Annotated in this window: 26 protein-coding genes and 1 pseudogene; 16 read left to right on the top strand and 11 right to left on the bottom strand. The window is 71.5% G+C overall.

Translation table 11 applies throughout. The features are described from left to right. Position 1: 1 nt before the first annotated feature. The 15 genes and pseudogenes from AWC19_RS01060 (at position 2) to AWC19_RS00995 (ending at position 12,569) form a co-directional block, all read left to right on the top strand. A complete protein-coding gene (locus AWC19_RS01060) occupies positions 2-877 on the top strand; it encodes a NifU family protein (RefSeq protein WP_085076253.1) in 876 nt (291 codons plus the stop codon). Next, complete coding sequence (locus AWC19_RS01055; protein WP_085076252.1) at positions 874-1,506, top strand: DUF5947 family protein; 633 nt, start codon at positions 874-876, stop codon at positions 1,504-1,506. The genes AWC19_RS01060 and AWC19_RS01055 overlap by 4 nt, the downstream gene beginning before the upstream one ends. Continuing rightward, on the top strand, positions 1,503-2,156 hold the full coding sequence (locus AWC19_RS01050; protein ID WP_085076251.1) for a DUF6084 family protein: 654 nt from the start codon (positions 1,503-1,505) through the stop codon (positions 2,154-2,156). Before AWC19_RS01055 ends, AWC19_RS01050 begins: the two co-directional genes overlap by 4 nt. After that, the gene (locus AWC19_RS01045; protein ID WP_085076250.1) at positions 2,153-3,481 is read left to right on the top strand and encodes a hypothetical protein; all 1,329 of its coding nucleotides are present in this window, start codon (positions 2,153-2,155) and stop codon (positions 3,479-3,481) included. Before AWC19_RS01050 ends, AWC19_RS01045 begins: the two co-directional genes overlap by 4 nt. 12 nt (positions 3,482-3,493) lie before the next feature. Next, a pseudogene (locus AWC19_RS31475) lies at positions 3,494-3,595 on the top strand (DUF6893 family small protein); the annotation flags it as partial. A 36-nt stretch (positions 3,596-3,631) separates the two neighbouring features. Continuing rightward, entirely contained in the window at positions 3,632-4,129 is a 498-nt protein-coding gene (locus tag AWC19_RS01040) for a hydrogenase maturation protease (RefSeq protein WP_085076274.1), read from the top strand. Between the two features lie 3 nt (positions 4,130-4,132). Further along, positions 4,133-4,399 (top strand): HypC/HybG/HupF family hydrogenase formation chaperone, encoded by a 267-nt coding sequence (locus tag AWC19_RS01035; protein WP_085076249.1) that lies wholly within the window; start codon positions 4,133-4,135, stop codon positions 4,397-4,399. Between the two features lies 1 nt (position 4,400). Then, positions 4,401-6,797, top strand: coding sequence for a carbamoyltransferase HypF (hypF, locus tag AWC19_RS01030; RefSeq protein WP_085076248.1), 2,397 nt, complete (start codon positions 4,401-4,403; stop codon positions 6,795-6,797). Then, positions 6,775-7,500 (top strand): hydrogenase assembly protein HupF, encoded by a 726-nt coding sequence (locus tag AWC19_RS01025; RefSeq protein ID WP_085076247.1) that lies wholly within the window; start codon positions 6,775-6,777, stop codon positions 7,498-7,500. The genes hypF and AWC19_RS01025 overlap by 23 nt, the downstream gene beginning before the upstream one ends. Continuing rightward, positions 7,497-8,174 (top strand): D-sedoheptulose-7-phosphate isomerase, encoded by a 678-nt coding sequence (locus AWC19_RS01020; protein WP_085076246.1) that lies wholly within the window; start codon positions 7,497-7,499, stop codon positions 8,172-8,174. Before AWC19_RS01025 ends, AWC19_RS01020 begins: the two co-directional genes overlap by 4 nt. Further along, positions 8,171-9,271, top strand: a complete 1,101-nt coding sequence (hypE, locus tag AWC19_RS01015; protein WP_085076245.1) for a hydrogenase expression/formation protein HypE — start codon at positions 8,171-8,173, stop codon at positions 9,269-9,271. The genes AWC19_RS01020 and hypE overlap by 4 nt, the downstream gene beginning before the upstream one ends. A gap of 19 nt (positions 9,272-9,290) precedes the next feature. Continuing rightward, positions 9,291-9,563: a HypC/HybG/HupF family hydrogenase formation chaperone gene (locus AWC19_RS01010; RefSeq protein ID WP_085076244.1), complete on the top strand. Its 273-nt coding sequence runs from the start codon at positions 9,291-9,293 to the stop codon at positions 9,561-9,563. A gap of 12 nt (positions 9,564-9,575) precedes the next feature. Beyond that, positions 9,576-10,703 carry a hydrogenase formation protein HypD gene (gene hypD / locus AWC19_RS01005; RefSeq protein ID WP_085076243.1) on the top strand — a complete coding sequence of 376 codons (1,128 nt, stop codon included), beginning with the start codon at positions 9,576-9,578 and terminating at the stop codon, positions 10,701-10,703. Then, positions 10,700-11,446 carry a DUF6390 family protein gene (locus tag AWC19_RS01000; protein ID WP_264072931.1) on the top strand — a complete coding sequence of 249 codons (747 nt, stop codon included), beginning with the start codon at positions 10,700-10,702 and terminating at the stop codon, positions 11,444-11,446. Before hypD ends, AWC19_RS01000 begins: the two co-directional genes overlap by 4 nt. A gap of 10 nt (positions 11,447-11,456) precedes the next feature. Then, positions 11,457-12,569 carry an alkaline phosphatase family protein gene (locus AWC19_RS00995; RefSeq protein ID WP_085076241.1) on the top strand — a complete coding sequence of 371 codons (1,113 nt, stop codon included), beginning with the start codon at positions 11,457-11,459 and terminating at the stop codon, positions 12,567-12,569. Between the two features lie 544 nt (positions 12,570-13,113). Here the strand turns inward: AWC19_RS00995 and AWC19_RS00990 are convergent. The 9 genes from AWC19_RS00990 to dxr form a co-directional block, all read right to left on the bottom strand. Further along, a complete protein-coding gene (locus AWC19_RS00990; RefSeq protein ID WP_245848622.1) occupies positions 13,114-13,863 on the bottom strand; it encodes a gamma-glutamyl-gamma-aminobutyrate hydrolase family protein in 750 nt (249 codons plus the stop codon). A gap of 15 nt (positions 13,864-13,878) precedes the next feature. Then, on the bottom strand, positions 13,879-14,430 hold the full coding sequence (locus AWC19_RS00985) for an alpha/beta hydrolase (RefSeq protein ID WP_085076240.1): 552 nt from the start codon (positions 14,428-14,430) through the stop codon (positions 13,879-13,881). A gap of 64 nt (positions 14,431-14,494) precedes the next feature. Beyond that, positions 14,495-15,994, bottom strand: coding sequence for a cobyric acid synthase (locus tag AWC19_RS00980; RefSeq protein WP_085076239.1), 1,500 nt, complete (start codon positions 15,992-15,994; stop codon positions 14,495-14,497). 4 nt (positions 15,995-15,998) lie between these two features. Next, on the bottom strand, positions 15,999-16,856 hold the full coding sequence (gene map / locus AWC19_RS00975) for a type I methionyl aminopeptidase (protein WP_085076272.1): 858 nt from the start codon (positions 16,854-16,856) through the stop codon (positions 15,999-16,001). A 178-nt stretch (positions 16,857-17,034) separates the two neighbouring features. Beyond that, positions 17,035-18,852 (bottom strand): penicillin-binding transpeptidase domain-containing protein, encoded by a 1,818-nt coding sequence (locus tag AWC19_RS00970; protein ID WP_085076238.1) that lies wholly within the window; start codon positions 18,850-18,852, stop codon positions 17,035-17,037. A 101-nt stretch (positions 18,853-18,953) separates the two neighbouring features. Beyond that, on the bottom strand, positions 18,954-19,808 hold the full coding sequence (locus AWC19_RS00965) for a GNAT family N-acetyltransferase (RefSeq protein ID WP_085076237.1): 855 nt from the start codon (positions 19,806-19,808) through the stop codon (positions 18,954-18,956). Between the two features lie 38 nt (positions 19,809-19,846). After that, positions 19,847-21,019, bottom strand: a complete 1,173-nt coding sequence (gene ispG / locus AWC19_RS00960) for a flavodoxin-dependent (E)-4-hydroxy-3-methylbut-2-enyl-diphosphate synthase (RefSeq protein WP_142280903.1) — start codon at positions 21,017-21,019, stop codon at positions 19,847-19,849. After that, positions 21,016-22,230: a M50 family metallopeptidase gene (locus tag AWC19_RS00955; protein WP_085076236.1), complete on the bottom strand. Its 1,215-nt coding sequence runs from the start codon at positions 22,228-22,230 to the stop codon at positions 21,016-21,018. The genes ispG and AWC19_RS00955 overlap by 4 nt, the downstream gene beginning before the upstream one ends. Before the next feature lie 6 nt (positions 22,231-22,236). Further along, the gene (dxr, locus tag AWC19_RS00950) at positions 22,237-23,412 is read right to left on the bottom strand and encodes a 1-deoxy-D-xylulose-5-phosphate reductoisomerase (protein WP_085076235.1); all 1,176 of its coding nucleotides are present in this window, start codon (positions 23,410-23,412) and stop codon (positions 22,237-22,239) included. Between the two features lie 96 nt (positions 23,413-23,508). Between dxr and AWC19_RS00945 the strand changes: the two genes are divergently transcribed. Next, complete coding sequence (locus AWC19_RS00945; RefSeq protein WP_085076234.1) at positions 23,509-23,763, top strand: DUF2631 domain-containing protein; 255 nt, start codon at positions 23,509-23,511, stop codon at positions 23,761-23,763. A 46-nt stretch (positions 23,764-23,809) separates the two neighbouring features. On the opposite strand, the gene AWC19_RS00940 is transcribed toward AWC19_RS00945, so the two are convergent. Next, positions 23,810-24,676: a cytochrome c biogenesis CcdA family protein gene (locus AWC19_RS00940; RefSeq protein WP_085076233.1), complete on the bottom strand. Its 867-nt coding sequence runs from the start codon at positions 24,674-24,676 to the stop codon at positions 23,810-23,812. A 1-nt stretch (position 24,677) separates the two neighbouring features. Continuing rightward, complete coding sequence (dsbE, locus tag AWC19_RS00935; protein ID WP_085076232.1) at positions 24,678-25,187, bottom strand: disulfide bond-forming protein DsbE; 510 nt, start codon at positions 25,185-25,187, stop codon at positions 24,678-24,680. Positions 25,188-25,255 lie beyond the last annotated feature (68 nt).

Genomic DNA, 25,255 nt, shown 5'->3' with positions numbered 1-25,255 from the left:
GGTGGATCGCCCAGCGGCCCTTGACGAGAACGACGCGCGGTGGCGCACGGCGGGCGATCGGATCCAGACCCTCCTGGATGCCTGCGCGGCGAGTGGACCCGCCGCGCACGAACGCGCCAGTGAGCTGGTCCGCGAGGTGGTCGGGCTCTACGGGGCCGGGCTGCGGCGCATCGTCGCGGCCTGCGACGCCGGCCTGACGGAGCGGCTGGCCGCCGACGACCTGGTGGCCAGCCTGCTGCTGGTGCACGGGCTGCACCCGCACGACGTGCGCCGGCGCGTGTCCGACGCGCTGGAGCGGGTGCGGCCGTATTTGGGATCCCACGGCGGCGACGTCGACCTGCTCGAGATCGACGGGGGCACCGTGCGATTGGCCTTCACCGGGAGCTGCAAGAGCTGTCCCTCCTCGGCGGTGACGCTGGAGCTGGCCGTCGAGGACGCGATCCGCGCCGCCGCACCGGAGGTCTCGTCGATCGAGGTGGTTACCGCCGAGCCCGCGGCTGTCATCCCGGCCGAATCCCTGCTCGCGCGCGTGCGTCCTGGCGGTCCCTCCGCGACCGCCTGGCACCCCGCGCCTGAGCTGGCCGGGCTGCGCCCCGGCGAGGTGGCGGGCTTCGGCATCGCCGACACGGCGATGCTGGCGTGCCGGGTCGACGGCCAGACGTTCGCCTACCGGGACCGCTGCCCGGTCTGCGACGATTCGCTCGCCGGCGCCCGCCTGCGGGGGGCGCTGCTGGCATGCCCGCGCTGTCACACCCGGTTCGACGTGGTGCATGCCGGAGCCGCGGCGAAGGGCGTTCACCTGGAACCTCTTCCGTTGCTGACCCGCGACGGCGTGCCGTCGGTGGCGCTGCCGGTCGCCCTGGGGGCCCCGGCATGACCTCCCCGTACGACGTGCTGGCGCGCGCCACCGGCACCCGGCGGGCCGCCGAGCCCGAGGCCGAGCGGTGCGAGATGTGCTCGGAGGTCATCCCCGACGAACACCGGCACGTGGTGGACGTGCCCGGCCGGCAGCTGAGGTGCGTCTGCCGGGCCTGCTATCTGCTGTTCACCGACTCCCGAGCCGAGCTGCGCTATCGGGCGGTGCCCGACCGCTACCTGGCGTTCCCGGGCTTCGCGCTGGACCGCCGCGCGTGGGAGGCGCTGCAGATCCCGGTCGGCGTCGCCTTCTTGTTCACCAACTCCGCGCTCGGGCGCACGGTCGCGTTCTATCCCGGCCCGGCCGGCGCCACCGAGTCCGAGCTGGACCTGGACGCCTGGAACGCCATCGGCCGCGCCGACCCGCGGGCGCGGCTGCCGGCCGACGACGTCGAGGCGCTGCTGGTTCGCGTTCCCGACGACCACGACGCCGAGCCGCAAACCTATCTCGTCCCCATCGACGCCTGCTACGAGTTCGTCGGACGGCTGCGCCTGCTGTGGCGCGGCTTCGACGGCGGGCAGGAGGCCCGCGCGTACCTCGACGACTTCTTCGCCCGCATCGAGGACCGCGCGGTGGTGACGCCGCCATGACCGGGCAGCACCTGGACGTCACCTTCGCCGTCCTCGACGTGGTCCCCGAGCCCTACACGGTCAGCCCGGTGCTGACCGCCCACGTCGGCGTCGCCGTCGACGGCGAGGACCCGGTGCACGCCATCGCGTTGCGCTGCCAGGTCCGGATCGAGCCGCTGCGGCGGTCCTACTCCGACGCCGAGGCGGCCGGGCTGACCGACTTGTTCGGGAGCCGCGAACGCTGGGCGACGACGCAGCGCACGTTCCTCTGGCAGCATTGCACCGCCATGGTGCAGGGCTTCGCGGGCAACACCACGGTGGCGCTCCCGCTGGAGTGCACCTACGACTTCGAGGTGGCCGCCGCCAAGTACCTGCACGCGCTGCGCGACGGCGCCCTACCGCTGCAATTCCTTTTCAGCGGAACAATTTTCGTGAATTCGCGACGCGGCTTTTCGGTGCAGCAGGTGCCGTGGGACTGCGAGTGCCGTTACGACATGCCGGTCTCGGTGTGGCGGGACCTGATGGCGCAGCACTACCCGAACGCCGGCTGGGTGCGGCTGAACCACGAGACCGTCGCCGCGCTGGCCGCCTACAAGTCGGCGCACGGCCTGCTCGATCTCGACCACGCGATCGTCTCGCTGCTGGACGCCGAGCGGGAGGCGGCCCGATGACCTCGAACTGGGACCGGGCCCGCGCCGTCGCCGACGCGGTGCTCTATGAGGGCTACCTGCTCTACCCGTACCGCGGGACGTCGAGCAAGAACCAATCGCGTTGGCAGTTCGGCGTTTTGGGGCCGCCCGGCGCCGCGGCCGCCGGCCTGGGCGAAGACGACACCCTCGCGGCGGAGTTCCTCGTCGACGGCGCCCGCGCGATCACCGTGGTGGTGCGGTTCCTGCAGCTGCAGCACCGCGCGGCCGAGCGCGAGTTCGCGCACGGCGAGTTCGAGCCCGTCGCCGAGCTGACCACGCCGGCCGGATCGTGGCTCACCTGGGACGAGGCGGTCGAATGCGAGAGGTCCTTCGGCCCTATCGCGCTGGACGGCCGGCGGTGGACGCTTCCCGTGACGGCGGGAGCAGGAACCGACGTCGAAATCCTCGACGGCGGGCGGCTGGTACGCCGGCGGCGGGAGGTGCGTGGCGAGTTGGCGGTGACCAGCGAGCCGGACGGCGAGCTGCGCCGGGTGTCGGTGCGTGTCGGCAACGTCGGCGCCGGCGCCGGGCAGGCGGAGGGGAAAGGCTCGGTGATCGCGCGGTCCATGATCGGCACCCACGTCATCGCCGAAGTGGTTGGCGGGCAGTTTGTTTCGCTGCTCGAGCCGCCGCATCGGGCCGCGGACGCGGCGTCGCGGTGCAGCCAGCACCGCTGCTTCCCGGTGCTGGCGGGGCCGCCCGGCAGCCGCGACATCCTGCTGATTTCGCCGATCATCCTCTACGACCACCCCGAGGTCGCCGAACAAAGCGGCACCGCGCTGTACGACTGCACGGAGATCGACGAGATCCTCACCCTGCGCGTGATGACGATGACGGACCAGGAAAAGGCGCAGGCACGCGCCACCGATCCGCGGGCCGCGCGGATCATCGACCAGTGTGACGCCATGTCCCCCGAGGACATGGCCCGCCTGCACGGCGTGCTGCGCGATCCGCGCAAAGCGCCCGGCCTGGTACCCGAGATCCCCGAGGGCGTCGACTGGTGGGACCCGCTCGCCGACGGCGCCGTGCGCCCCGAGATCGACGCGGTACTGGTCGACGGGGTGCGGATCGCGCGCGGCAGCCGGGTCCGGTTGCGGCCCCGGCGCAACGCCGACGCGCAGGACATCTTCGTCGCGGGCAGGACGGCCCGCGTCGCGTCCGTGCATGAAGACGTCGAAGGCAACAAGCACGTCGGCGTCGTCGTCGAGGACGACCCCGCCGCCGACATGCACGACTGGTACGGACGCTATCTGTACTTCTCCCCCGACGAAGTAGAGCCGCTCGAAACGGGACAACCCGCAAGGTGAAAGGAAGTCGACATGGAAGCGCTGGGTTGGGTATTCATCGCGCTGGTCGCGCTCGTGCTCGCGGTCGGGATCGTGCTCGGCGTGATCTCGCTGCCCGATGCGCGCCGCTACCTGAAGTTAAGGCGGGATGTAGTCGAACCGGGCGATCACATGACAGCACGCATTCTGGTGGCCGGCATCGGCAACATCTTTCTGGGTGACGACGGATTCGGCTCCGAGGTGGTCCGCAACGCCGAGATCCCGCAGGACGGTTCCCGGGTCCGCGTCATCGACTACGGCGTGAGGGGCATGCACCTGGCCTACGACCTGCTCGAGGAATGGGACACGCTCGTCCTCGTCGACGCGGTGCCCAGCAGGGGCAACCCGGGCACGCTGCACGTATTTCAGGCAGATTGCGAATCCGATCCGCAGGCGACGGGTCTCGACGGTCACAGCATGGATCCGGCGGCGGTGTTCGCGAGCCTGCGGGCCCTGGGCGGCAGCCCGCCCTACACGGTGGTCGTCGGCTGCGAGGCCGGCAGCGTCGAGGAGGGCATCGGCCTGACCGAGCCCGTGGCCAGGGCGGTCCCGCGGGCCGCGCGCGCCGTCGAGGAGATCGTCGCGGCGTTGCAGATCCCGGCGGCGACCGCCGCAGCCGAGGACAACTGAGCCATGTGCCTGGGCATACCCGGTCAGGTGATCCAGATGCTGGACGGCTACGAGGGACAGCTCGCGCTGGTCGACGTCGCCGGCGAGCGGCGCCGGGTCAACGTCGGAATGCTTTCAGACGAGACGTTTTCGCCCGGCGACTGGGTGATCATCCACATGGGCTTCGCCGTCGAGAAGACCGACCGGGACGGGGCGCGGCAGGCGATGGCCGGCCTCGAGCTCATCGGCGGGGGCGGCTTCGATCCCACGGTGGGCCCGGGGGGCGGTTGAGATGACCGAGTCCCCCCTGATGGTGCGGCCGGACGTCCGGCAGCGCTTCAGGGTGACCGGCGTGGTCCAGGGGGTGGGGTTCCGGCCTTTCGTCCATCGGATCGCCACCGAGCTGGGCCTGGCCGGGTTCGTCGGAAACGATTCGGGCGCCGTCTTTGTCGAGGTGCAGGGCGACCGCGCGCGGGTGGACGAGTTCGGTCGCCGGCTGCGCGCGCAGGCCCCGCCGCTGGCCCGCATCTCGGCGGTCACCGTCACCGACCTCCCCGCCGACGACGGGTGCGCGCACGAGTTCCGGATCGCGGAAAGCCGGGCCGGCCGCGCGGCCGCCGGCGGCACCACCCCGATCCCCCCCGACATCGCGGTGTGCGACGACTGCGTCGCCGAACTGTTCGACCCGCGCGACCGGCGCTACCGCCACCCGTTCGTGACCTGTACCAACTGCGGTCCGCGGTTCACCATCATCCGCGAGCTGCCCTACGACCGCCCGGCCACCACCATGTCGGCGTTCGCGATGTGTGACCACTGCGCCGCCGAATACCACGATCCGGCGGACCGCCGCTTTCACGCCCAACCGATCGCCTGCCCCGAGTGCGGGCCGTCGCTGTGGTTCCGGTCGAAGGCCGGCCGGGTGGATGGATCGGACGCCGCCCTGGCGGCGACCCAGCGCGCGCTGGCCGCCGGCGCGGTGGTGGCCATCAAGGGCATCGGCGGCTACCACCTCGCCTGCGCCGTCGACGACGAGGCGGCGGTCACAGCGCTGCGGGCGCGAAAGGCGCGGGGCGCCAAGCCCTTCGCCATGCTGGTGCGTGATTTGCACGTCGCGCGCCGCTACGCCCACGTCGACGACGACGAGGCCGCCGTGCTGTGCGGCCCCGCGCGGCCGATCGTGCTGCTGAGGCGGCGTCGCGGCGCGCCGGTCGCCGCCGCCGTCGCGCCCGGCAACCCGCTGCTCGGGCTGATGCTGCCCTACTCCCCGATCCACCACCTGCTGCTGGCGCCGGTGCCCGGCGCCGCGCAGCCGGTACCCGACGCGCTGGTACTGACCAGCGCCAACCGTTCCGACGAACCGATCTGCTTCACCGATCGCGATGCCGCGGAACGGCTTCCGGCGCTGTGCGACGCCGTCCTGGACCACAACCGGCCGATCCACGTCCCGTGTGACGACTCGGTGGTGCGCGTGGTCGAAGACGAGGACGGGGCGCACGAGCTGCCGATCCGCCGGTCCCGCGGCTACGCGCCGCTGCCCGTCGATCTCGGGCGGGCCGCCCCCGCGGTGCTGGCCGTGGGCGGGGAGCTGAAGAACACCTTCTGCCTCACCGACGGCCGGCGCGCCTACCTGTCCGGCCACATCGGCGACATGGCCACCTGGGAGACGCTGCGCGCGTTCGAGCGCGCGGTCCAACAACTCGGCGAAATACGCGGCACCGCAACGCGACTGGCCGCCGACCTGCACCCCGGATACCACACCCGAAGCTGGGCGGAACGCCACGCGGGCGGCCGGCCGCTGGACCTGGTGCAGCACCACCACGCGCACGTCGTGTCGCTGCTGGCCGAGCACGGACGCATCGGGGAACCCGTCGTGGGGGTCTCGTTCGACGGAACCGGCTACGGGTCCGACCACACCATCTGGGGCGGCGAGATCCTGGCCCTCGGGACCGACAGCCAGCGTTTCGCCCGGGTCGGCCACCTGCGGGCGGTGCCGCTGCCCGGCGGCGACGCCGCGGTGCGCAACCCGTGGCGGATGGCGCTGTCCCAGTTGTGGGCGTCCGGCGTGGACTGGGCCTCGGATTTGGCACCGGTCGCGGCCGCTTCACCGGACGAATTGCTGGTCGTGCGTTCGCAATTGGAGAGCGGCGCGGGATGCGTGCCCTGTTCGAGCGTGGGCCGGCTGTTCGACGCCGTCGCCTCGCTGCTCGGGGTGCGGCACCGGATCGACTACGAGGGCCAGGCCGCCATCGAGCTCGAGGCGCTCGCCGAGACGAGCGGCGACGCGGCGCGGCCGTCGCTGCCGCTGACGGTGCGCGCCGACGGGGTGATCGATCCGGCCACCATGGTGCAGACGATGGTCGCGGCCCTGTATGCCGGCACGCCGCCCGCGTCGCTGGCCGCGGCTTTCCACGAGGCGGTCGCCGACGCCGTCGCCAAGGTGGTCGTCCAGGTGGCCGGCGGGGTTCGCCTGGTGGGCCTCACGGGCGGGGTGTTCCAGAACGTGCTGCTGCTGCGCGCATGTCGTAACCGGTTGCGGGAGGCCGGCTTTGAGGTGCTGACCCACCACACGGTGCCGCCGAACGACGGCGGCCTGGCGCTGGGTCAGGCCGCGATATCGACGCTCAAGGGGCTAGAGGGGCCGAAGGGGCCGGAAGGGGGATCGAGCGATGACCGTCACCACCGCGATTGACCGCGGGCTGGGCGCCGACTTGGCCGAGGACCTGGCCGCGACCGCCTTCACGCTGGCCAGGCGGTTCGCCGCGGGTGCCACCATGTGGTCCATCGCGCCGTCGTGGGAGCCGCACGCGCTGCACATCGCGGTCGAGTTCGTGCACCCGGTGATCGTGGGGAAACGCGCCCTGCCCGCGGTGGCGTTGACCGGTCCGGACCTGGTGGACCTGGTGCGGGTGTCGGTGCGTCCCGGCGACATCGTGATCGCGGTATCCGGCGCGGAGGACCCGCGGGTGCGCTCGGTGATGCGGCGCGGCCCGGCGTGGGGCGCCACCACCGTCTGGATCGGCAGCGGCGAACGGCCCGCCGCCGGGATGGCCGACCACGTCCTGTGGCTCGACGACCCCGACCCGCGGGTGCCGGCGACGGGCGGGTTCGTGCTGTTCTATCACCTGCTCTGGGAGCTGACGCACGTGTGTTTCGAACATCCCGGGTTGCTCAAACCCGAACGCCCCGAACCGGTTTGCGTCACCTGCGGCGACGAGGGGCGCCTCGGCGAGGTGGTGGACGCGTCCGACGACGGCCACGCGCCGGTGCGCACCGCGCGCGGCGTCGAGACCGTGGTGACCACGCTCGTCGACCCGGTCGCCGCCGGCGAGCTCGTCGTGGTGCACGCCGGCATGGTGATCAGCCGACTCGACGACAAGGACGGTCCGCGATGAGCGACGAACCCACCAACTTCCTGTACCCGTTCATCGACGCCGAGGAAGACCGCAACGACGGGGCGGCCGCGTCGCTGCTCGCCGACCTGGCCGCCTCGGCGCGGGCCAAGGCGGCCGAAAGCCTGGCGCTGCGGCGCTCGACATTGGAGGCCAACGCCGGGCCGCTGGCCGCGGCCGCCGCCGAGATGGCGCGGCGTTTCGCGGCCGGCGGGCGGATGTTCACCTTCGGAAACGGCGGCAGCTGCACCGATTCCACCACGCTGGCGCGGTTGTTCGCCCGGCCGCCGATGGGCCGGCCGCTGCCGGCGTGGTCGCTGACCGCCGACCAGGCCGTCATGACGGCGCTGGGCAACGACGTCGGCTTCGAGCTGGTGTTCGCCCGCCAGCTGATCGCCCGCGCGAAGGCGGGCGACATCGCGATCGCCATGTCGACCAGCGGCGGCTCGCCCAACCTGCTCGCCGCGCTGGCCGAGGCACGAAGGCGAGGCCTCTACACGATCGGTTTCGCCGGCTACAACGGCGGCGCTTTCGTCGACAACCCAAACGTGGACGCCTGCTTCGTCGTTCGTTCCCAAAGCGTGCACCGGATCCAGGAAGCGCAGGCGCTGCTGGGCTATCAGCTGTGGTTGAGCGTGCACGAGCGGTCGGGCGACTCGGGTTTGGGGGCCGCATGAGCGAGTATTTGGCGTCCGGCCCCCGGTTCGGCGAGGGCGAGGTGATCGAGCGGATCGAGTCGTTTCGGCGGCGCCGCCCTCGCCTGCTCGACGACCACGTGACCCTGGCCCACGGGGCCGGCGGCAAGGCGTCGGCGGCGTTGGTGGACGCGGTGTTCGTGGAAGCGTTCCGCAACCCGCTGCTCGAGCCGTTGGGCGACGGGGCGGCGGTGGCCTTGCCGGGCGGCGATCGGATGGTGATGTCGACGGACTCGTTCGTGGTGTCGCCGCGGCGTTTTCCCGGCGGGTCGATCGGCGAGCTGGCGGTGAACGGCACCTGCAACGATGTGGCGATGGCCGGCGCGGTGCCGTCGTGGATTTCGGCGGCGTTCGTGCTCGAAGAGGGCTTTCCCATAAGCGAACTGCGAACGATCGTGGCCGACATGGCCGCCGCCGCCGCGGCCGCGGGGGTGCAGGTCGTCACCGGGGATACCAAGGTGGTGCCCAAGGGTGCGGCGGACGGGCTGTTCGTCACGACCACCGGCGTCGGCATCATCCCCGACGGCCGCGCGCTGTCGGCGAGCTCGGTGCGCGCCGGGGACAAGGTGCTGCTGTCGGGGTCGATGGGTGATCACGGGATGGCGGTCATGCTGGCCCGCGGGGATCTGGCCATCGAGGCCGACATCGCCTCGGACACCGCCTGTGTGAGCCCGTTGGTGGAGTTGCTGCTGGCCGCGGCGCCGTCGACGCGGTGGCTGCGCGACGCCACCCGGGGTGGGGTGGGCACGGTGTGCAACGAGCTGGCCCAGGCCTGCGGCCTCGGCGTGCTGCTCTTCGAGGAGCGGCTGCCGGTGCGGCCCATGGTGACCGGGGCGTGCGAGTTGCTGGGCATCGATCCGCTGTATGTGGCCAACGAGGGCAAGTTCGTCGCCGTTGTCGCGCCGCAGGACGCCGAGGCGGGGCTGGCCGCGCTGCGGTCGCATCCGTTGGGCGCCGAGGCGGCCGAGGTCGGCCAGGTGGTGGCCGAGCCGGCCGAAAGCGTGGTGCTGCGAACCGGGTTCGGCGGGACGCGGATCGTGGACATGCTGGTCGGGGACCCGCTGCCGCGAATCTGCTGAAAAGACAAGGGGATTAGGGATGTGTTTGGGAATTCCGGGCCGGATCGTCGAGATCACCGACCCCGCCAACTATCTGGCGAAGGTCGATGTCAGCGGGGTGCAGCGCAGCATCAGCGTGCGGCTGCTGGAGGACGACATGCCCGGGCCCGACGACTGGGTGCTGGTGCACGTCGGGTTCGCGATGGCCAAGATCGACGAGACCGAAGCCCTGCTGACCTTGGCGGCCATCAAAAAGCTCGGTGACGCGTATTCCACCGAGATGCAAGCGTTCGACTCGTCGGCCATCGTTTGACTAGGAGCGGCAATGAAATTCGTTGACGAATTCCGCGACCCGGCCGCCGCGCGCAAGCTGCTCGGCGCCATCGAACGCTTGGCCGAAGGCGGCGAGGATTTTAAGTTCATGGAGGTGTGCGGCGGGCACACCCACACCATCTACCGCCACGGCATCGAACACCTGTTGCCCGGCAACGTGGAGCTGGTGCACGGGCCGGGGTGTCCGGTGTGCGTGATCCCGATGGGCCGCATCGACGACGCGATGTGGCTGGCCGGCCAACCCGACGTCGTCTTCACCTGCTTCGGCGACATGATGCGCGTCCCCGGCTCGCACGGCAGCCTGCTGGACGCCAAGGCGCGCGGCGCCGACGTGCGGTTCGTCTACTCCCCGCTGGACGCGCTCAAGATCGCCGTCGACAACCCCGGCAAGCAGGTGGTGTTCTTCGCGATCGGCTTCGAAACCACCGCGCCGTCGACGGCGGTGACGCTGGTGCGCGCGCGAGACTTGGGCCTGCGCAACTTCAGCGTGTTTTGCAACCACGTCACGATCGTGCCGCCGATAAAGGCCATCCTGGAATCCCCCGATTTGCGGCTCTCGGGATTCATCGGCCCCGGCCACGTGTCCACCGTTGTCGGCAACCGCCCCTACCGGTTCGTGCCCGAGGTGTACGGGAAACCCTTGGTGGTGGCCGGGTTTGAGCCGCTCGACATCTTGGCGGCGGTCGCGATGCTGTTGACCCAGATCCGCGAGGGCCGCTGCGAGGTGGAAAACCAATACAAGCGCGTGGTGCCCGAACGCGGCAACCCCGCGGCGCTGGCGCTGCTCGGGAGGGTGTTCGCGTTGCGCCCCCACTTCGAGTGGCGCGGCCTGGGATTCATCTCCCAAAGCGCGCTGCGCATCCACGACGACTTCGCCGAATTCGATGCCGAACTGCGCTTCGCGATGCCCGGCGTGCGGGTCGCCGACCCCAAGGCCTGCCAGTGCGGCGAGGTTCTCAAGGGCGTGCTGAAACCCTGGGAGTGCAAGGTGTTCGGCACCGCCTGCACGCCCGAGACCCCGATCGGCACCTGCATGGTCTCCCCCGAAGGCGCGTGTGCGGCCTACTACAACTTCGGGCGCCTGCACCGCGACGCCGCCAAGCTCGTGGGCCAAACTTGACCCGTCACCGGGGCGCGGAGATGTTCGCCCGCTACGCGTATGCCCCCAACGCGCTGGGCTACTGCGGCCCCCCGCTCGGGGCCACCCTGCGCGACGGCTCCGTCGACGAGGTGCGCCGCGCGGCGGCCAGGTTCTCCGGGGCCTGGCCCTACCTGCAAGTCCTGTCCCGGCTCACCGGCATCCCCGACCCGCTGGACCACCGGCTCGTCGAATCCTATTGGCACGGCGGCGGTATCGGCGCCGACCTGGACCCCGCCGAGTTCTTCGGCGCGCTGCTCGGCATCATCGGCCCCCGGGCGGGCCGGTACTGGTCGCACCTCACCCCGGAGCTGGCCCGGGAGGCGGCCGCCAACCACTGCTTCCACGTGTTCGGCGTCTACCCTTGGACCCGCTTTTTAGGTCTCAGGAAAAGCCCAGGCATGGACGAACACTCCCTGGCCGTCCTGGACAACTGCCGAATCACCTGGGCCACGGTCGTTTCGCGCACCGGCGACGGGGTCGAGGTTTCGTGCCGGAGGCTGGTTTGGGACGGCCGGGAACTCGCGCTGTCCGGGCCGTCGGTGCGCCCGCTCGAGGTCTGGGCCGACGGGTACAGCGCGGTGCCCGACGTCGCCGTCGGCGACGACGTGGCCGTGCACTGGGGCCGGCTGTGCGGCCGGCTCACGCGAGGGCAGGTCGGCGCGCTCGCCGAAAGCACGGACCGTCAGCTCCGGGTGACCAACCAGCGGCTGGTGCGCGTCTAGTCTTACCGTCGTGCCCGGCTCGATCTGCGACGTGCTGCCCGCCGCGGCCGCGTTGCTCGGGGCGCCGGGCGCGGTCGACCGCCTGGGGCTGGTGAAATCCGTTGGCGCGAAAGACCGCGTCGCGGTGATGCTGATCGACGGGATGGGCTGGCACCTGCTGCCCCGACTGGCCGGCAGCGCGCCGCTGCTCGCGTCCGTCCTGGCCGGCGGCGCCGGGCGGCTCAGCGAGCTCGCCTGCACCTTCCCGTCGACCACGCCGAGCAGCCTGGTGTCGCTGGGCACCGGCGCCCGACCGGGCGAGCACGGTGTCCTCGGGTTCACGCTCAACGTGCCCGGCACCGACAGGGTGCTCAGCCACATCGTGTGGCGCGACGACCCGCCGCCCGCCGAGTGGCAACCGCTGCCCACCTGGTTCGAGCGGCTCGAACGGGCCGGCATCGCCGCGCGCGCCGTGCTGCCCGCGCCGTTTCTGGGGAGCGGGCTGACCGACGCGGCGTATCGCGGCGCCCGCTTTCGCCCCGCGCACCCGGCCGACGACTACGCCCGGCAGCTGACCGACGAGCTGAACGCGGCGCCGGGCCTGGTCTACGGCTATGCCGCCGACCTGGACACCGCGGCCCACGTGTTCGGCATCGATTCCGTCCAGTGGCACGAGGCGGCGGCGCGCGTCGACGCGCTGCTGACCCGGCTGGTCGAGGGCCTTTGCCCGGGCGCGGCCCTATTGGTCACCGCCGACCACGGCGGCCTCAATGTCCCGCCGGAGGCCCGCGTCGACATCGACACCGACCCGCGGCTCGCGTCGGGGGTGCGGGTGGTCGCGGGCGAGCCTCGGGTGCGTTACCTGCACACCGAGATTGGGGCCGCAGCCGACGTGCGGGCCACCTGGAGCGAGGCGCTCGCCGGCTCGGCCCGGGTGTACACCCGCGAGGAGGCCGTCGCCACGGGGATGTTCGGGCCCGTCGACCCGAGGCATCTGGCGCGCATCGGCGACGTCGTCGTCGTCTGCACCGGCGACGCCGCCGTGTTGGCAACCGGCCACGAGCCGCCGGAATCCGCGCGGCTCATAGGTTTTCACGGCGGGGCCACGGAGGCCGAAACGGCGATCCCGTTGATCGTGTTCTGAGCCTGGCGGCTACCGGTTATTGCCGGTTATGCGAAATCGCGCCAGGTCCCGCAGCCGGCACAGGGCCTGTTGGACACGGATCCTCGCGAGCTCACAAAGGAGCGCCCCGCGGCCATGCCGGCGCGGGCGACCATCCGGCTCGCGCCGTGACGAGGCCGCCCCGGGGGTGGCATCGGCGGTCAGCCAGTGCGGCGCACCCGCCAACCCGGAAGGCATGGGTTCGTGCAAAATCCGGGCCTCGCCCCCGCCCGCGGATCCCCGGCAGTGAATGCCGTCGGGATCGCCTTCCAGTGAGCCGGCCCGCGGAACCCACAGCCCTGAAGGATGCTGGACTATGGCCCTGCCACAGTGACGGCAGGTCGCCGCGTACAAAACTCTTCCCCCTGCGATGGTTACTAGCTGCCCCGCGACGCCCCGACCGCATCGCTGGTTAGTTCAACTCTATGGTACAGACCCCGAGCCTTGAAAGGATTCGTTTTCAACACTTTCGGTGTGAAGACCCGCAAACGACTTTACCCGCTCGGGGATGCGGCCCGAGGGCTGATCAGCCGTGTCGCGGTCCTCGGCCGTCCCCGCGCGAGCGCGCCGCCTGCACCACGGCGTCGAACAGCCGCAGGTCGTCGAGCGACTTCTCCGGGTGCCATTGCACCGCGAGCACGAAGCTCTCGCCGGGCAGCTCCACCGCCTCGACGACGCCGTCGGGGTCCCACGCGCCGACCACCAGCCCGTCGCCGACCTTGTCGATCGCCTGGTGGTGATAGCAGGGGGCGTCGACAGATTCGCCGAGCAGCGAGGCGAGCCGGGTGCCCGCCACGGTGCGAACGGGAAGCCGGGCGAATACCCCGTTGCCCGCGCGGTGGCCGCTGTGGCCGAGCACGTCGGGCAGGTGCTGGTGCAGCGTGCCGCCGAACGCGACGTTGAGCACCTGGGCGCCGCGGCAGATGCCCAGCACCGGCAGCCCGCGGTCCAGCGCGCCGGCCAGCAGCGCGAATTCCCAGGCGTCGCGGTCGGCGCGGGGCGGGTCGGTGGCGGGGTGCGGCTGCTGGGCGTAGCGCTCGGGGTCGACGTCGTAGCCGCCGGTGATCACCAGGGCGTCCAGGCTGTCGAGCAGGCTGCCGACGATCTCGGGGTCCGACGGTTGCGGCGGCAGCAGCGCCGCGATGCCCCCGGCCATGGTGACGCCCTGGAAGTAGTCGGCGGGCAGGTAGCCGGCGGGGATGTCCCAGGCGCCGGTCTGGATCTGCTCGAGATAGCACGTCAGGCCGACCACGGGCCGATAGGCGTTCACAACCAATGCGTCCTCGGCCGACTACCAGGTGCTGGTGCGCAACACGATCTCGGCCGCCAGCTGCGCGGTCGACTCCTGCACACTGCGCCGCCCCAGCTCGACCACGCGGTATTCGGCGTACACGAAACGCTGGCTGGCCCTTGCCACGGAGCGGGCCGCCGCGGAGCTGACCAGCACGGTGGTGCCGATCTCCACCGGCGGGCAGTGGTCGTCGAGGACCGCGCCCCCGAGGTCGGCCACCCGCGGATGTCCGCGGTCGATCACCACCAGGCCGACGAACCGGCCCAGCCGGGTGGCCGCGAGCTCCCAGGCGAGCTCGCCGCCGGCGCGGTCGCCGACGACCACGGCCCAGCCGATGCCCAGCACGTCGAGGATGCCGACCACCGACTTGGGGGTGAGCCTCTGGTCATGCCCGATGACCACGGTGCGAAGCGACGCCGTGTGCAGCCGCTCGCACACCGCGTCGTAAGCGGCGGGGGCGCGCTGATGGTCGCCCAAAACTACGACCACGACGCCCTTTTCCGGGCCGGCCACGGCCACCGGAACTCCAAACCCGTCGAGCGTGGTCATCATGGAGGACACTCACGCACGCTACAACCATTGGCCTGCGCGCGCGAGCTTCCGCCGCCCGGGCCGCCTACGGTCGCAACCTGCTTGCGATGTGGGGCCGGCGCGGCGGCGGCCCGTCGAGCAGGCCGAGGACGGCGTCGACGTCGAGGTGGGCGGCCAGCAGGTCGGCGATCGCGTCGAGTTGGGCGTCGCGGCGCGCGGCGACGTCGGTGTCGGCCACCACGAAGCCGTCGCGACCGGCCGCCTCGGCGACACGGGCGAGCCAGGACCGACGGAAGGCGTCGTTGTCGAGCAGCCCGTGCCAGTGGGTGCCGAACACCGCGCCGCGCACGACGCCCTGCGGGTGGCCGTCGACCGCGAACCAGGTCTCCGCGGCGCTTCGCGACAGCCGTCCGTGATGGATCTCGTAGCCGCTCAACGGCGCTTGCCAGCGGCGCAAGATTTTGTCCGGGGCGAAGACGACGTCGGCATCGAGCAGGCCCAGCCCGGCGACTTCCCCCGCGCCCGATTCGACGGTGTCCTCGATGCGCCGGCACAGCATCTGCAGGCCGCCGCAGATGCCCAGCACGGGCTTGCCGGCCCGCGCGTGCTCGGCGATGGCGCCGGCCAGGCCGCGATCGCGCAGCCAGTTCAGGTCGGCGACCGTGGCCTTGCTGCCCGGAAGCACGATCAGGTCGGCGTCGGCCAGCTCGGCCGGATCGGTGGTCCAGCGCACCACCACGCCAGGCTCGCACGCCAGGGCCTCGACGTCGGTGGAGTTCGAGATCCGCGGCAGCCGGACCGCGGCCACCCGCAGCCACTCCGCGCCGCGCGGCGGCTCGGGCGTGCCGACCACGCGGCGCGCCACCACCGACAGCGAGTCCTCGGCGTCGAGCCAGAGCTCCTCGGCGTAAGGCAGCACGCCATAGGTGGGACGGCCGGTGATGGCCTGCAGCCGCTCGAGCCCCGGCTCCAACAGCGCGGGGTCGCCCCGAAACTTGTTGACGACGAAGCCGGCGATCAGCGCCTGGTCCTCGGGCTCGAGCACCGCGACGGTGCCGAACAGGTGGGCGAGCAGGCCGCCGCGGTCGATGTCGCCGACCAGGATCACCGGCAGATTCGCCGCCCGGGCCAGCCCCATGTTGGCCAAATCGGTGGCGCGCAGGTTGATCTCGGCCGGCGAGCCCGCCCCCTCGCAGATCACCGCGTCGAATTCGTCACGCAGCCGCGACAATTCGTCTTCGACGATGCGGGCGAGCCGGTCGCGATGGCGCACGTACCCGGCGGCGGCGACGGATCCGGCGACCCGGCCGCGGATCACCAGCTGCGAGGTTCGGTCGCCGCCGGGCTTCAGCAGGATCGGGTTGAACCGCACGCTGGGCGCCAGCCCCGCCGCGCGGGCCTGCAGCGCCTGGGCGCGGCCGATCTCGCCGCCGTCGGCGGTGACCACCGAATTGTTGGACATGTTCTGCGCCTTGAACGGCGCGACGCGAATCCCCTTGCGCGCCAACAGCCGACACAGGCCCGCGACCACCACCGATTTCCCGGCGTCCGAGCTGGTGCCCGCGACCAGCAGCGCGCCGGTCACCGCGTCACAGCTGGGTGAGGATCTCGGCGCCGCTGTCGGTGACCAACAGCGTGTGCTCGAATTGCGCGGTCCACTTGCGGTCCTTGGTGACGACCGTCCAGCCGTCGTCCCAGATCTCGTAGTCCAGCGAGCCGAGGTTGATCATCGGCTCGATGGTGAACGTCATACCCGGCTGGATGATCGTCGACACGGCGGGCTGGTCGTAGTGCAGCACGACCAGCCCGTTGTGGAACGTGGTCCCGATGCCGTGTCCGGTGAAGTCACGAACGACGTTGTAGCCGAACCGGTTTGCGTACGACTCGATGACGCGGCCGACGACCGAGAGCGCGCGGCCGGGCTTGACCGCGTTGATCGCGCGCATCGTGGCCTCGTGGGTCCGCTCCACCAGCAGCCGGTGCTCCTCGGCGACGTCGCCGGCCAAAAAGGTGGCGTTGGTGTCGCCGTGCACCCCGTCGATGTAGGCGGTGACGTCGATGTTGACGATGTCGCCGTCCTCGATCACCGTCGAGTCCGGGATGCCGTGGCAGATGACCTCGTTGAGCGACGTGCAGCACGACTTCGGGAAGCCCTTGTAGCCCAGCGTCGAGGGGTAGGCGCCGTTGTCGATCATGTACTCGTGGGCGATCCGGTCGAGCTCGTCGGTCGTCACGCCGGGGGCCACGGCCTTGCCGGCCTCGGCCAGCGCGCCCGCGGCGATCCGGCCCGCGACGCGCATCTTCTCGATCACCTCGGGCGTTTGCACCCAGGGTTCGCTGCCTTCCCTGGCCGTCGGCTTGCCGACGTATTCCGGACGTTCGATGCGGCTGGGCACCGGCAGCGTCGGGGAGATGACTCCGGGGGAAAGCGCGCTGCGAGTGGGCATGGCGACCAGCATAATCGCGCGGCGGGGGCACCTGCTTCGTCTCTCGTGTGAATCCGCGGCCTTCACTGTGAGCATGGGGCGGCGACACGCCGCGATCCCCCGCCGTCGGCTCACACGCAAAGCCGTCAGCTCACACTCACCGCCACCAGCGCACACGGGAAGCGGGCCGGGACCGCCCCTACGCCAGGTAGTCCCGCGGCAGCGATTCGAACATCACCTTGGTCATCCGGACCGCGTATTCCGAGCTGCCGCCCCCGACGATGAGCGCCGCAAAGGCCAGGTCGCCGCGGTATCCGGCGAACCAGGAGTGCGAGCCGCCGGGGAACTCGGCCTCGCCGGTCTTCCCGTACACCTCGCCGCAGCATCCGGAGATCTCCTTGGCGGTCCCGTTGGTCACCACCAGCCGCATCATCGGCCGCAGCGCGTCGACCATCTTCGGCGAGATCGGGGTGTTGTCGCCCTCGACCGTCGTGGGCCGCCCGGCGATCAGCTGCGGCACCGGCATCTTGCCGGCCGCGACGGTGGCCGCCACCAGCGCCATGCCGAAGGGGCTGGCCAGCACCTTGCCCTGCCCGAAGCCGTCCTCGGTGCGCTCGACGAGGTCCACGGTCGGCGGCACCGACCCCGTCACGGTGGTGATGCCTTCCACCTGGTAGTCCAGCCCGATCCCGTAGCGGGTGGCCGCCTGCGTCAGGCCGCGCGGCGGCATCCTGCTGCTCAGCTCGGCGAACGTGGTGTTGCAGGAGCTGGCGAACGCCCGCGACATCGGCACCACGCCCAGGTCGAAGCCGCCGTAGTTGGGGATGGTGCGGTGCCCGATGTCGATGTGACCGGGGCAGCCCAGCATGGTGTTGGGCGTGGCCATCTCGCGGTCGACGGCCGCGCCCGCCGTGATCATCTTGAACGTCGACCCGGGCGGGAACAGGCCGGTGGTGGCGGGCAGGCCGTCGGCGTCGGCGGCCTTATTCTGCGCGATCGCGAGGATCTCCCCCGTCGACGGCTTGATCACCACGATCATCGCCTTGCCGCCGCGGGTGTCCACCGCGTGCTGGGCGGCGTTTTGCACCGAGCGGTCCAAGGTGATCGACACCGACGGCGCCGGCGAGCCCTCGACCTCCTGCAGCACCGCGACGTCGACGCCGTTCTGGTTGACGCTGACCACCCGCCAGCCCGCCTGACCGATGAGTTGGTCCGTCACGGCCTTTTTCACCGCGTTGACGACGGCCGGCGCGAAATGCGGGTCGGTGGGCAGCATTTCGGCCTGGGGGGTGACGACGATGCCGGGCAGCCTGCCGATCGCCGGGAAGACCTTGTCGTTGTCGTCGGGGTGCAGTGTGACGCCCAGGTCCAGCGGCTCGGACGCCGAGCTGGCCTGCTCGGCGAGCAGCTGCGGGTCGGTGAGGGTGTTGTTGAACGGCCGCAGGACGTCGACGATCGCGTGGGTCGTCCCGATCAGTGCGGGCCCGGCCTGGGTGGCGTCGAGCGTGTAGTGGTACAGGTAGCCCGGCGTGAGCACGTCGGTGCCGCCGAGCTCGTTCACCGAGGCGCGCCGCGGCGGGTCGGACCGCAGCGCGAACGTCTGGTGCTCACCGAGCTTGGGGTGCAGGTCGGTGCTGGCCCACCGGACCTCCCAGCGTCCCTCGTCGCGGGCCATCTTCAGCTGGCCGTCATAGCTCCAGGTCCGGTTCTTCGGCAGGTGCCAGGTGAAGCGGTAGTCGACGGTGCCGGTGTCCTCGGCGTACTTGGCGCTGAGGATCTGCGCGTCCAAGTGGGTGGCCTGCAGCCCGGCCCACGCCGCGTTCAGCGCCGCGCGCGCCTCGTTGGGGTCGTCGCTGAGCTGGGCGGCCGTCGCGGTGTCGCCGATCGACAGGGCGCGCAGGTACTTTTCGGCGGCCGGGCCGGGCCCGTCGGGCCGCGGCGTGCATCCGGACAGGGCGATCGCCCCGACGAGCGCCAGGCTCGTCGCCACCGATACCAATGGGGTGTTTGTGACCATCGGTACAGATGTTATGAATGTTCACTGTTGCGGGGCCGCCGACACACCGAGACGAAACCGTGACGTCGGCGTGCGTAACGCACCGCGGGCGAAAGGCCGCGTCAGTCGAGCAGCACCGTGGCGAAGGTGCCGACCTCCTTGAAGCCGACCCGGGTGTAGGCCGCGCGCGCGACCGTGTTGAAGTCGTTGACGTAGAGGCTGGCGATCCGGCCGGCGCCCACGATCACGGCGGCCACCGTCGCGGTGCCGGCGGTGCCCAGCCCGAGGCCGCGCCGCTCCGGGTGCACCCACACCCCCTGGATCTGGCCGACGCCGGGAGACTGCGACCCCACCTCGGCCTTGAAGACGACCTGGCCGTGCTCGAAGCGGGCCCACGCCCGCCCGGCGGCGATCAGGCTGGCCACCCGGCGGCGGTAACCGCGGCCGCCGTCCCCGAGCCGCGGATCGACGCCCACCTCGCCGATGAACATGTCGACGGCGGCCACCAGGTAGGCGTCCAGCTCGTCCGGCCGGACCTGGCGCACGCCGGGGTCGATGTCGCAGTTCGGGTGGCTGGTGAGCGCCATCAGCGGCTGGTTGTCGCGCACGTCGCGCGCCGGGCCCCACGCCGACTCGAGCCGCTCCCACATCGGCATCACCAGGTTCGCCCGGCCCACCAGCGACGAACAGCGCCGCGTCCCGCTCATCGCCTCGTCGGCGAAGGCGATCAGGTCGGCCGGGCCGCCGCGCAGCGGGATCAGGTTGGCGCCGGCGAAGCACAGCGACTCCTCCGGGCCGCGGCGCGTCCACAGCTCCCCGCCGATGGCATTGGGTTCGATGCCGTGGTCGGCGACGCGGGCCGCGACCATGCAGGAACCGACCGGGTCGTCGTCGAACACCCGCCAGACCGCGGCGGCGTCGCGCACCACGGACACCCGCCGCTCGCCGACAAGGCGAAAGAGGGGCGGAGCCGACATGTGGCGAACTCTCTGTGGTGCGAACTAAGGGATCAGAATCAGCTTACGGTCACAACCGGCGAACCGCTCGTTTCTTTTCCGGGACCCCCGTCGCCCATCTGCGAGGCGAGCCGCATGGCCTCCTCGATCAGCGTCTCGACGATCTGCGCCTCGGGCACGGTTTTGATGACCTCGCCGCGAACGAAGATCTGGCCCTTGCCATTTCCCGACGCGACGCCGAGGTCGGCCTCGCGGGCCTCGCCCGGACCGTTGACGACGCAGCCCATCACGGCGACCCGCAGCGGCACGTCGAGGCCGTCCAGGCCGGCGGTGACCTCGTTGGCCAGGGTGTAGACGTCGACCTGCGCGCGACCGCACGACGGGCAGGACACGATCTCGAGGGAGCGCGGCCGCAGGTTCAGCGACTCCAGGATCTGGATGCCGACCTTGACCTCCTCGACCGGCGGCGCCGACAGCGACACCCGGATGGTGTCGCCGATGCCGCGGGACAGCAGCGCGCCGAAGGCCACCGCGGACTTGATGGTGCCCTGAAACGCCGGGCCGGCCTCGGTGACGCCCAGGTGCAGCGGATAGTCGCACGCCGCGGCCAGCTGCTCGTAGGCGGCGACCATGACGACCGGGTCGTTGTGCTTGACGCTGATCTTGATGTCGGAAAAGCCGTGCTCGGCGAACAGCGAGGCCTCCCACAGCGCCGACTCGACCAGCGCCTCGGGGGTCGCCTTGCCGTACTTCTGCAAAAACCGCTTGTCCAGCGAGCCGGCGTTGACGCCGATGCGGATCGGGATGCCGGCCGCGGCGGCGGCCTTGGCCACCTCGCCCACCCGGCCGTCGAATTCCTTGATGTTGCCCGGGTTTACCCGCACGGCGGCGCAGCCGGCGTCGATGGCGGCGAAGATGTACCTGGGCTGGAAGTGAATGTCGGCGATCACCGGGATCTGGCTGTGCCGGGCGATCTCGGCCAGCGCGTCGGCGTCCTCCTGGCGTGGGCAGGCCACCCGGACGATGTCGCAACCGGCGGCGGTCAGCTCGGCGATCTGCTGCAGCGTCGCGTTGACGTCGTGGGTCTTGGTGGTGCACATCGACTGCACCGAAATCGGGTGGTCGCTGCCGACCCCGACGCCGCCGACCGTGAGCTGCCGGGTCTTGCGCCGCGGCGCCAGCGTGGGCGCCGGGGCGGTGGGCATGCCGAGGCCGACGGACCCGGCGCTCATTGGAACAGCCTGATCGGGTTGACCAGATCCGCGGTCACGGTCAGCAGCATGTAACCGGCGACGAACACCAACACTACGTACGTCGCGGGCATCAGCTTGAGGTAGTTCACGGGCGCGGCGGCGACCATGCCGCGGGCCGACCGGATCAGGTTGCGGATCTTCTCGAACACCGCGATGGCGATGTGGCCGCCGTCGAAGGGCAGCAGCGGCACCAGGTTGATCGCGCCCAGGATGAGGTTCAGCTGGGCCAAAAAGAACCAGAACGCCACCCACAGCCCGTGGTCGACGGTGTCGCCGCCGATGATGCTGGCCCCGACCACGCTCATCGGCGTCTGCGGGTCGCGCTGGCCGCCCCCGATGGCGTGCACCAGCGCCCCGACCTTGGTCGGGATGGTGACCAGCGCCTTGCCCACCTCGACGGTCAGGTCGCCGGCGAAGGCGACGGTGGCCGGTATCGCCGAGAGGACGTTGTAGTGGGCGGGCGCGACCTTGACGGCGCCGACGCCGATCGCCCCGACGGTGGCGGCCTCGGGCTTGCCGTTCTGCCCCTTGGTCAGGTAGCGCTGGGTGGGCGTGACGTCGACGTAGGTGGTGACGGTGGTGCCGTCGCGGTCGACGACCACCGGCACCATGCCGCGCAGCTTGCGCACGGCCGCGGCCATGTCGTCGAACGTGGACACCGGGGTGTCGCCGACCTTGACGACGACGTCGCCGGGGCGGATCCCGGCCAGCGCCGCCGGGCCGGGACCGGTGCAGTCGCCGACCTTGCCCGGAGCGACTTCCGGTGCCACGCAAGCGGTTTCGCCGACGATTGCCTTGGTGGGGGGGTGCAGGTTGGGCAGGCCCCAGACGAGCGCGATGCCGTAGATCAGCACCAGGCAGATGACGAAGTTCATGCCGGGGCCGGCGAACAGCGTCGCCACCCGCTTCCAGGTCGCCTGCTTGTACATGGCCCGCTCGGCCTCGTCGGGCGCCAGGTCCTCGACGGGGGTCATGCCGGCGATGTCGCAGAAGCCACCCAGCGGCACCGCCTTGACGCCGTATTGCGTCTCACCCCGCCGGGTCGACCACAGCGTCGGGCCGAAGCCGACGAAGTAGCGGCGCACCTTCATGCCGGTCGCGCGGGCCACCCACATGTGGCCGCATTCGTGCAGCGCCACCGAGATCAGGATGGCGAGCGCGAACAGCACAATGCCGATTGCGAACATCATTCGTCGCTAGGACCTTTCTAAAACCATTTCGGAAACCTCGCGTCGCGCTTGCGCACGGGCCCAGCGCTGCGCCTCGAGTACGTCATCCACGGTAGCGGGTTCGACGGCCCATTGGTCGGCAGCGCGCAGGACCTCGGCGATGGTGCGCACGATCGCGGGGAAGCCGATCCGCCCGGCCAGGAACGCCTCGGCGGCTTCCTCGTTGGCGGCGTTGTAGACCGCGGTCATGCAGCCGCCGGTCTCGCCGGCGTGCCGGGCCAGCTCGACGGCGGGGAAGACGCCGGTGTCCAGCGGCTCGAACTCCCAGGTCGCGGCGGTGCGGAAGTCGCAGCTGGCGGCCGCGCCCGGGACTCGGCGGGGCCAGCCCAGCGCCAGCGCGATGGGCAGCTTCATGTCCGGGGGGCTGGCCTGGGCGATCGTCGAGCCGTCGACGAAGGTGACCATCGAATGAACGATCGACTGGGGGTGCACGACGACCTCGATGCGGTCGTACGCGATGCCGAACAACAGGTGCGTCTCGATGAGCTCCAGCCCCTTGTTGACCAGCGACGCCGAGTTCAGCGTGTTCATCGGGCCCATCGACCACGTGGGATGCGCGCCGGCCTGCTCGGGGGTGACGTCTTCCAGGTCGGCCGCCGACCAGCCGCGGAACGGGCCGCCCGAGGCGGTCAACACCAGCTTGGCCACCTCGTCGGGGGTGCCGCCGCGCAGGCACTGCGCCAGGGCGGAGTGCTCGGAGTCGACGGGCACTATCTGGCCCGGCCGCGCCGCCCGCAACACCAGCGGGCCGCCGGCCACCAGCGATTCCTTGTTGGCCAGTGCCAGCCGGGCCCCGGAGTTGAGCGCGGCCAGCGTCGGCCGCAGGCCCAGCGCCCCGACCAGCGCGTTGAGCACGACGTCGGCCTCGGTCTCCTCGACCAGCCGGGCGGCGGCGTCCGGCCCGCTGAAGGTGACCCCGCCGGCGCGCTGCGCGGCGCCCTCGTCGGCGACCGCGATGTTGGTGACGCCGGTCTCGGCGCGCTGGCGCGCCAGCTCGTCCACGTTGGCGCCGCCGGCGGCCAGCCCGACAACCTCGAAGCGGTCCGGGTTGGCGGCGATGACCTGCAGCGCCTGGGTGCCGATGGACCCGGTACTGCCCAGCACCAGCACGCGCAGGCGGCGCTCGGCGGTCGGGTTGCTCACCCACCCATTGTGCCCCGCTCGGCGGTGCCGAGGGGTCCCGCGGCGGGTGTGCCAGAATCACCCATACCAGCCGATCCGATCCGGAAGGGATTCGCCGTGGCCAGTACCGAGGTGGAGCACTACAACGGCGTCGACGTCGCCGAGGTGCCGTCGGCAGCGTGGGGGTGGAGCAAGATCAACGTCCGCACCTGGCGCATCACCGGGGCGGTCATCGTCATATTCCTGCTGGCCATGCTGCGCGGCAACCACGTCGGCCACATCGAGGACTGGTTCCTGATCGCTTTTGCCGCCCTGACGGTGTTCGTCCTCGGCCGCGACTGGTGGGGCCGCCGGCGCGGCTGGATCAGGTAGCGGGCACGCTCTCGCGCGGCCGTCCGACGGCTGCCGCGCCGACGCGCTAACGCCGGGCGCGGCGATACCGGCCGCCCGCGAACGCGCCGGCCGCCACCAGCCCCAGGGCGAGCGCCCAGGGCCAAGCGCCGTGCTGGTGCACCCACCCGGCCAGGGCGCCCTGCAGGCGGCCGGCCGCCGCGATGACGGCGTCGTGGGGGTTCGCCCGGCCGCCGAAAAGGCGCAGCTCGTAGACCCCGTAATAGGCGACGTACAGCCCGACGGGCACCAGCAGGGCGCCCCCGATCCGGTTGACGAACGGCAGCGCCCGGCGGAACCGGTCGGCGAGGGCGGACGCGGCCCCGGCCAGATCCGCGGCGGCGACGGCCAGCACCCCGACCACCAGGCTCAGGCCCGCGACGTAGGCGAGGTAGATCGTCGCCGCCGTCAGGACCGACCCGGCCCGCAGGCCGGCGGCGGTGACGGCCAGAAACGGCCCCACGGTGCAGGACAGGGAGGCGACGGCGTAGCCGACGCCGTAGGAGTACATCGAAACCAGCCTCGCGTCCGGCGCCCACCGGGCGCCCGGCCGCCGCGGCGTCAGCGCCGTCAGCTCCCGCCCCGCCAGCAGCCAAAGCCCGAGCCCCACCAGGACGGCGCCGATCGCCGCGGTGCCGTACGGCAGGTAGCGCTGCACCGTCGCGGCCGCCGATATGGTCAGCGCGCCGAACAACCCGAACACGGTCACAAAGCCGAGCGCCATCCCGAGGGTGGCCGCCAGCGCCCGGCGCAGCGCGGCGGGCCCGGCCCGCCCGCCGGCTTGCTGGCCGCGCACGACGAGGAGCAGGTATCCCGGCAGCATGGCAAAGCCACAGGGGTTGAGGGCCGCGACCAGTCCGGCGGCGAACGCCAGGCCGATGAGAGCGCCGTCCACGTCAGGACGTCAGCGCGGCGACCCGGCCGGACAGCTCCTGGGCCGACATCGCCGAGGTCGGGTTGTTGACGAACGTCGAGCTGCCGTCCGGCCGGTAGAACACCCACGCCGGCTGCCAGGGCACGTTGTAGCGGGCCCAGATCGAGCCGTCGGCGTCGTTGAGGGTGGTGAAGTTCAGGCCGTATTTGGAGACGAAGCCCTGCATCGCCCCGACGTCGGAGTGCGCCGCGACGCCGACGAACGTGACGCGCGGGTTGGCGGCCGCCACCTGGCTGACGCCGGGGGCTTCGGCGTTGCAGAACGGGCACCACGGCGTCCAGAACCACAGGACCGCCGGCTTCCCCTGCAGGCTGGCGCCGCTGAACGGCGCGCCGCTGAGCGTGGTCCCGGTGAATTGCAGGCGCTCGTCGGCGGCCGCGGCCCGGGGCGGCTCGGCCAGCCCGAAGATCAGGACCGCCGCGAACACCGCGGCGGCAAACAACTTGAACGGAGACAACAAGCGGACAATCATGGCTCACCTCGTTTGCTGGTGTTATGCCATAACGACGTTCGAGCCGGCTCCGCGGTTCATCTCGGTTC

It is taken from the genome of Mycobacterium palustre, assembly GCF_002101785.1.
Classification (GTDB): Bacteria; Actinomycetota; Actinomycetes; order Mycobacteriales; family Mycobacteriaceae; genus Mycobacterium; species Mycobacterium palustre.
Note: the sequence above shows the minus strand (reverse complement) of the source record. Positions and strands in the feature narration are given on the sequence as shown.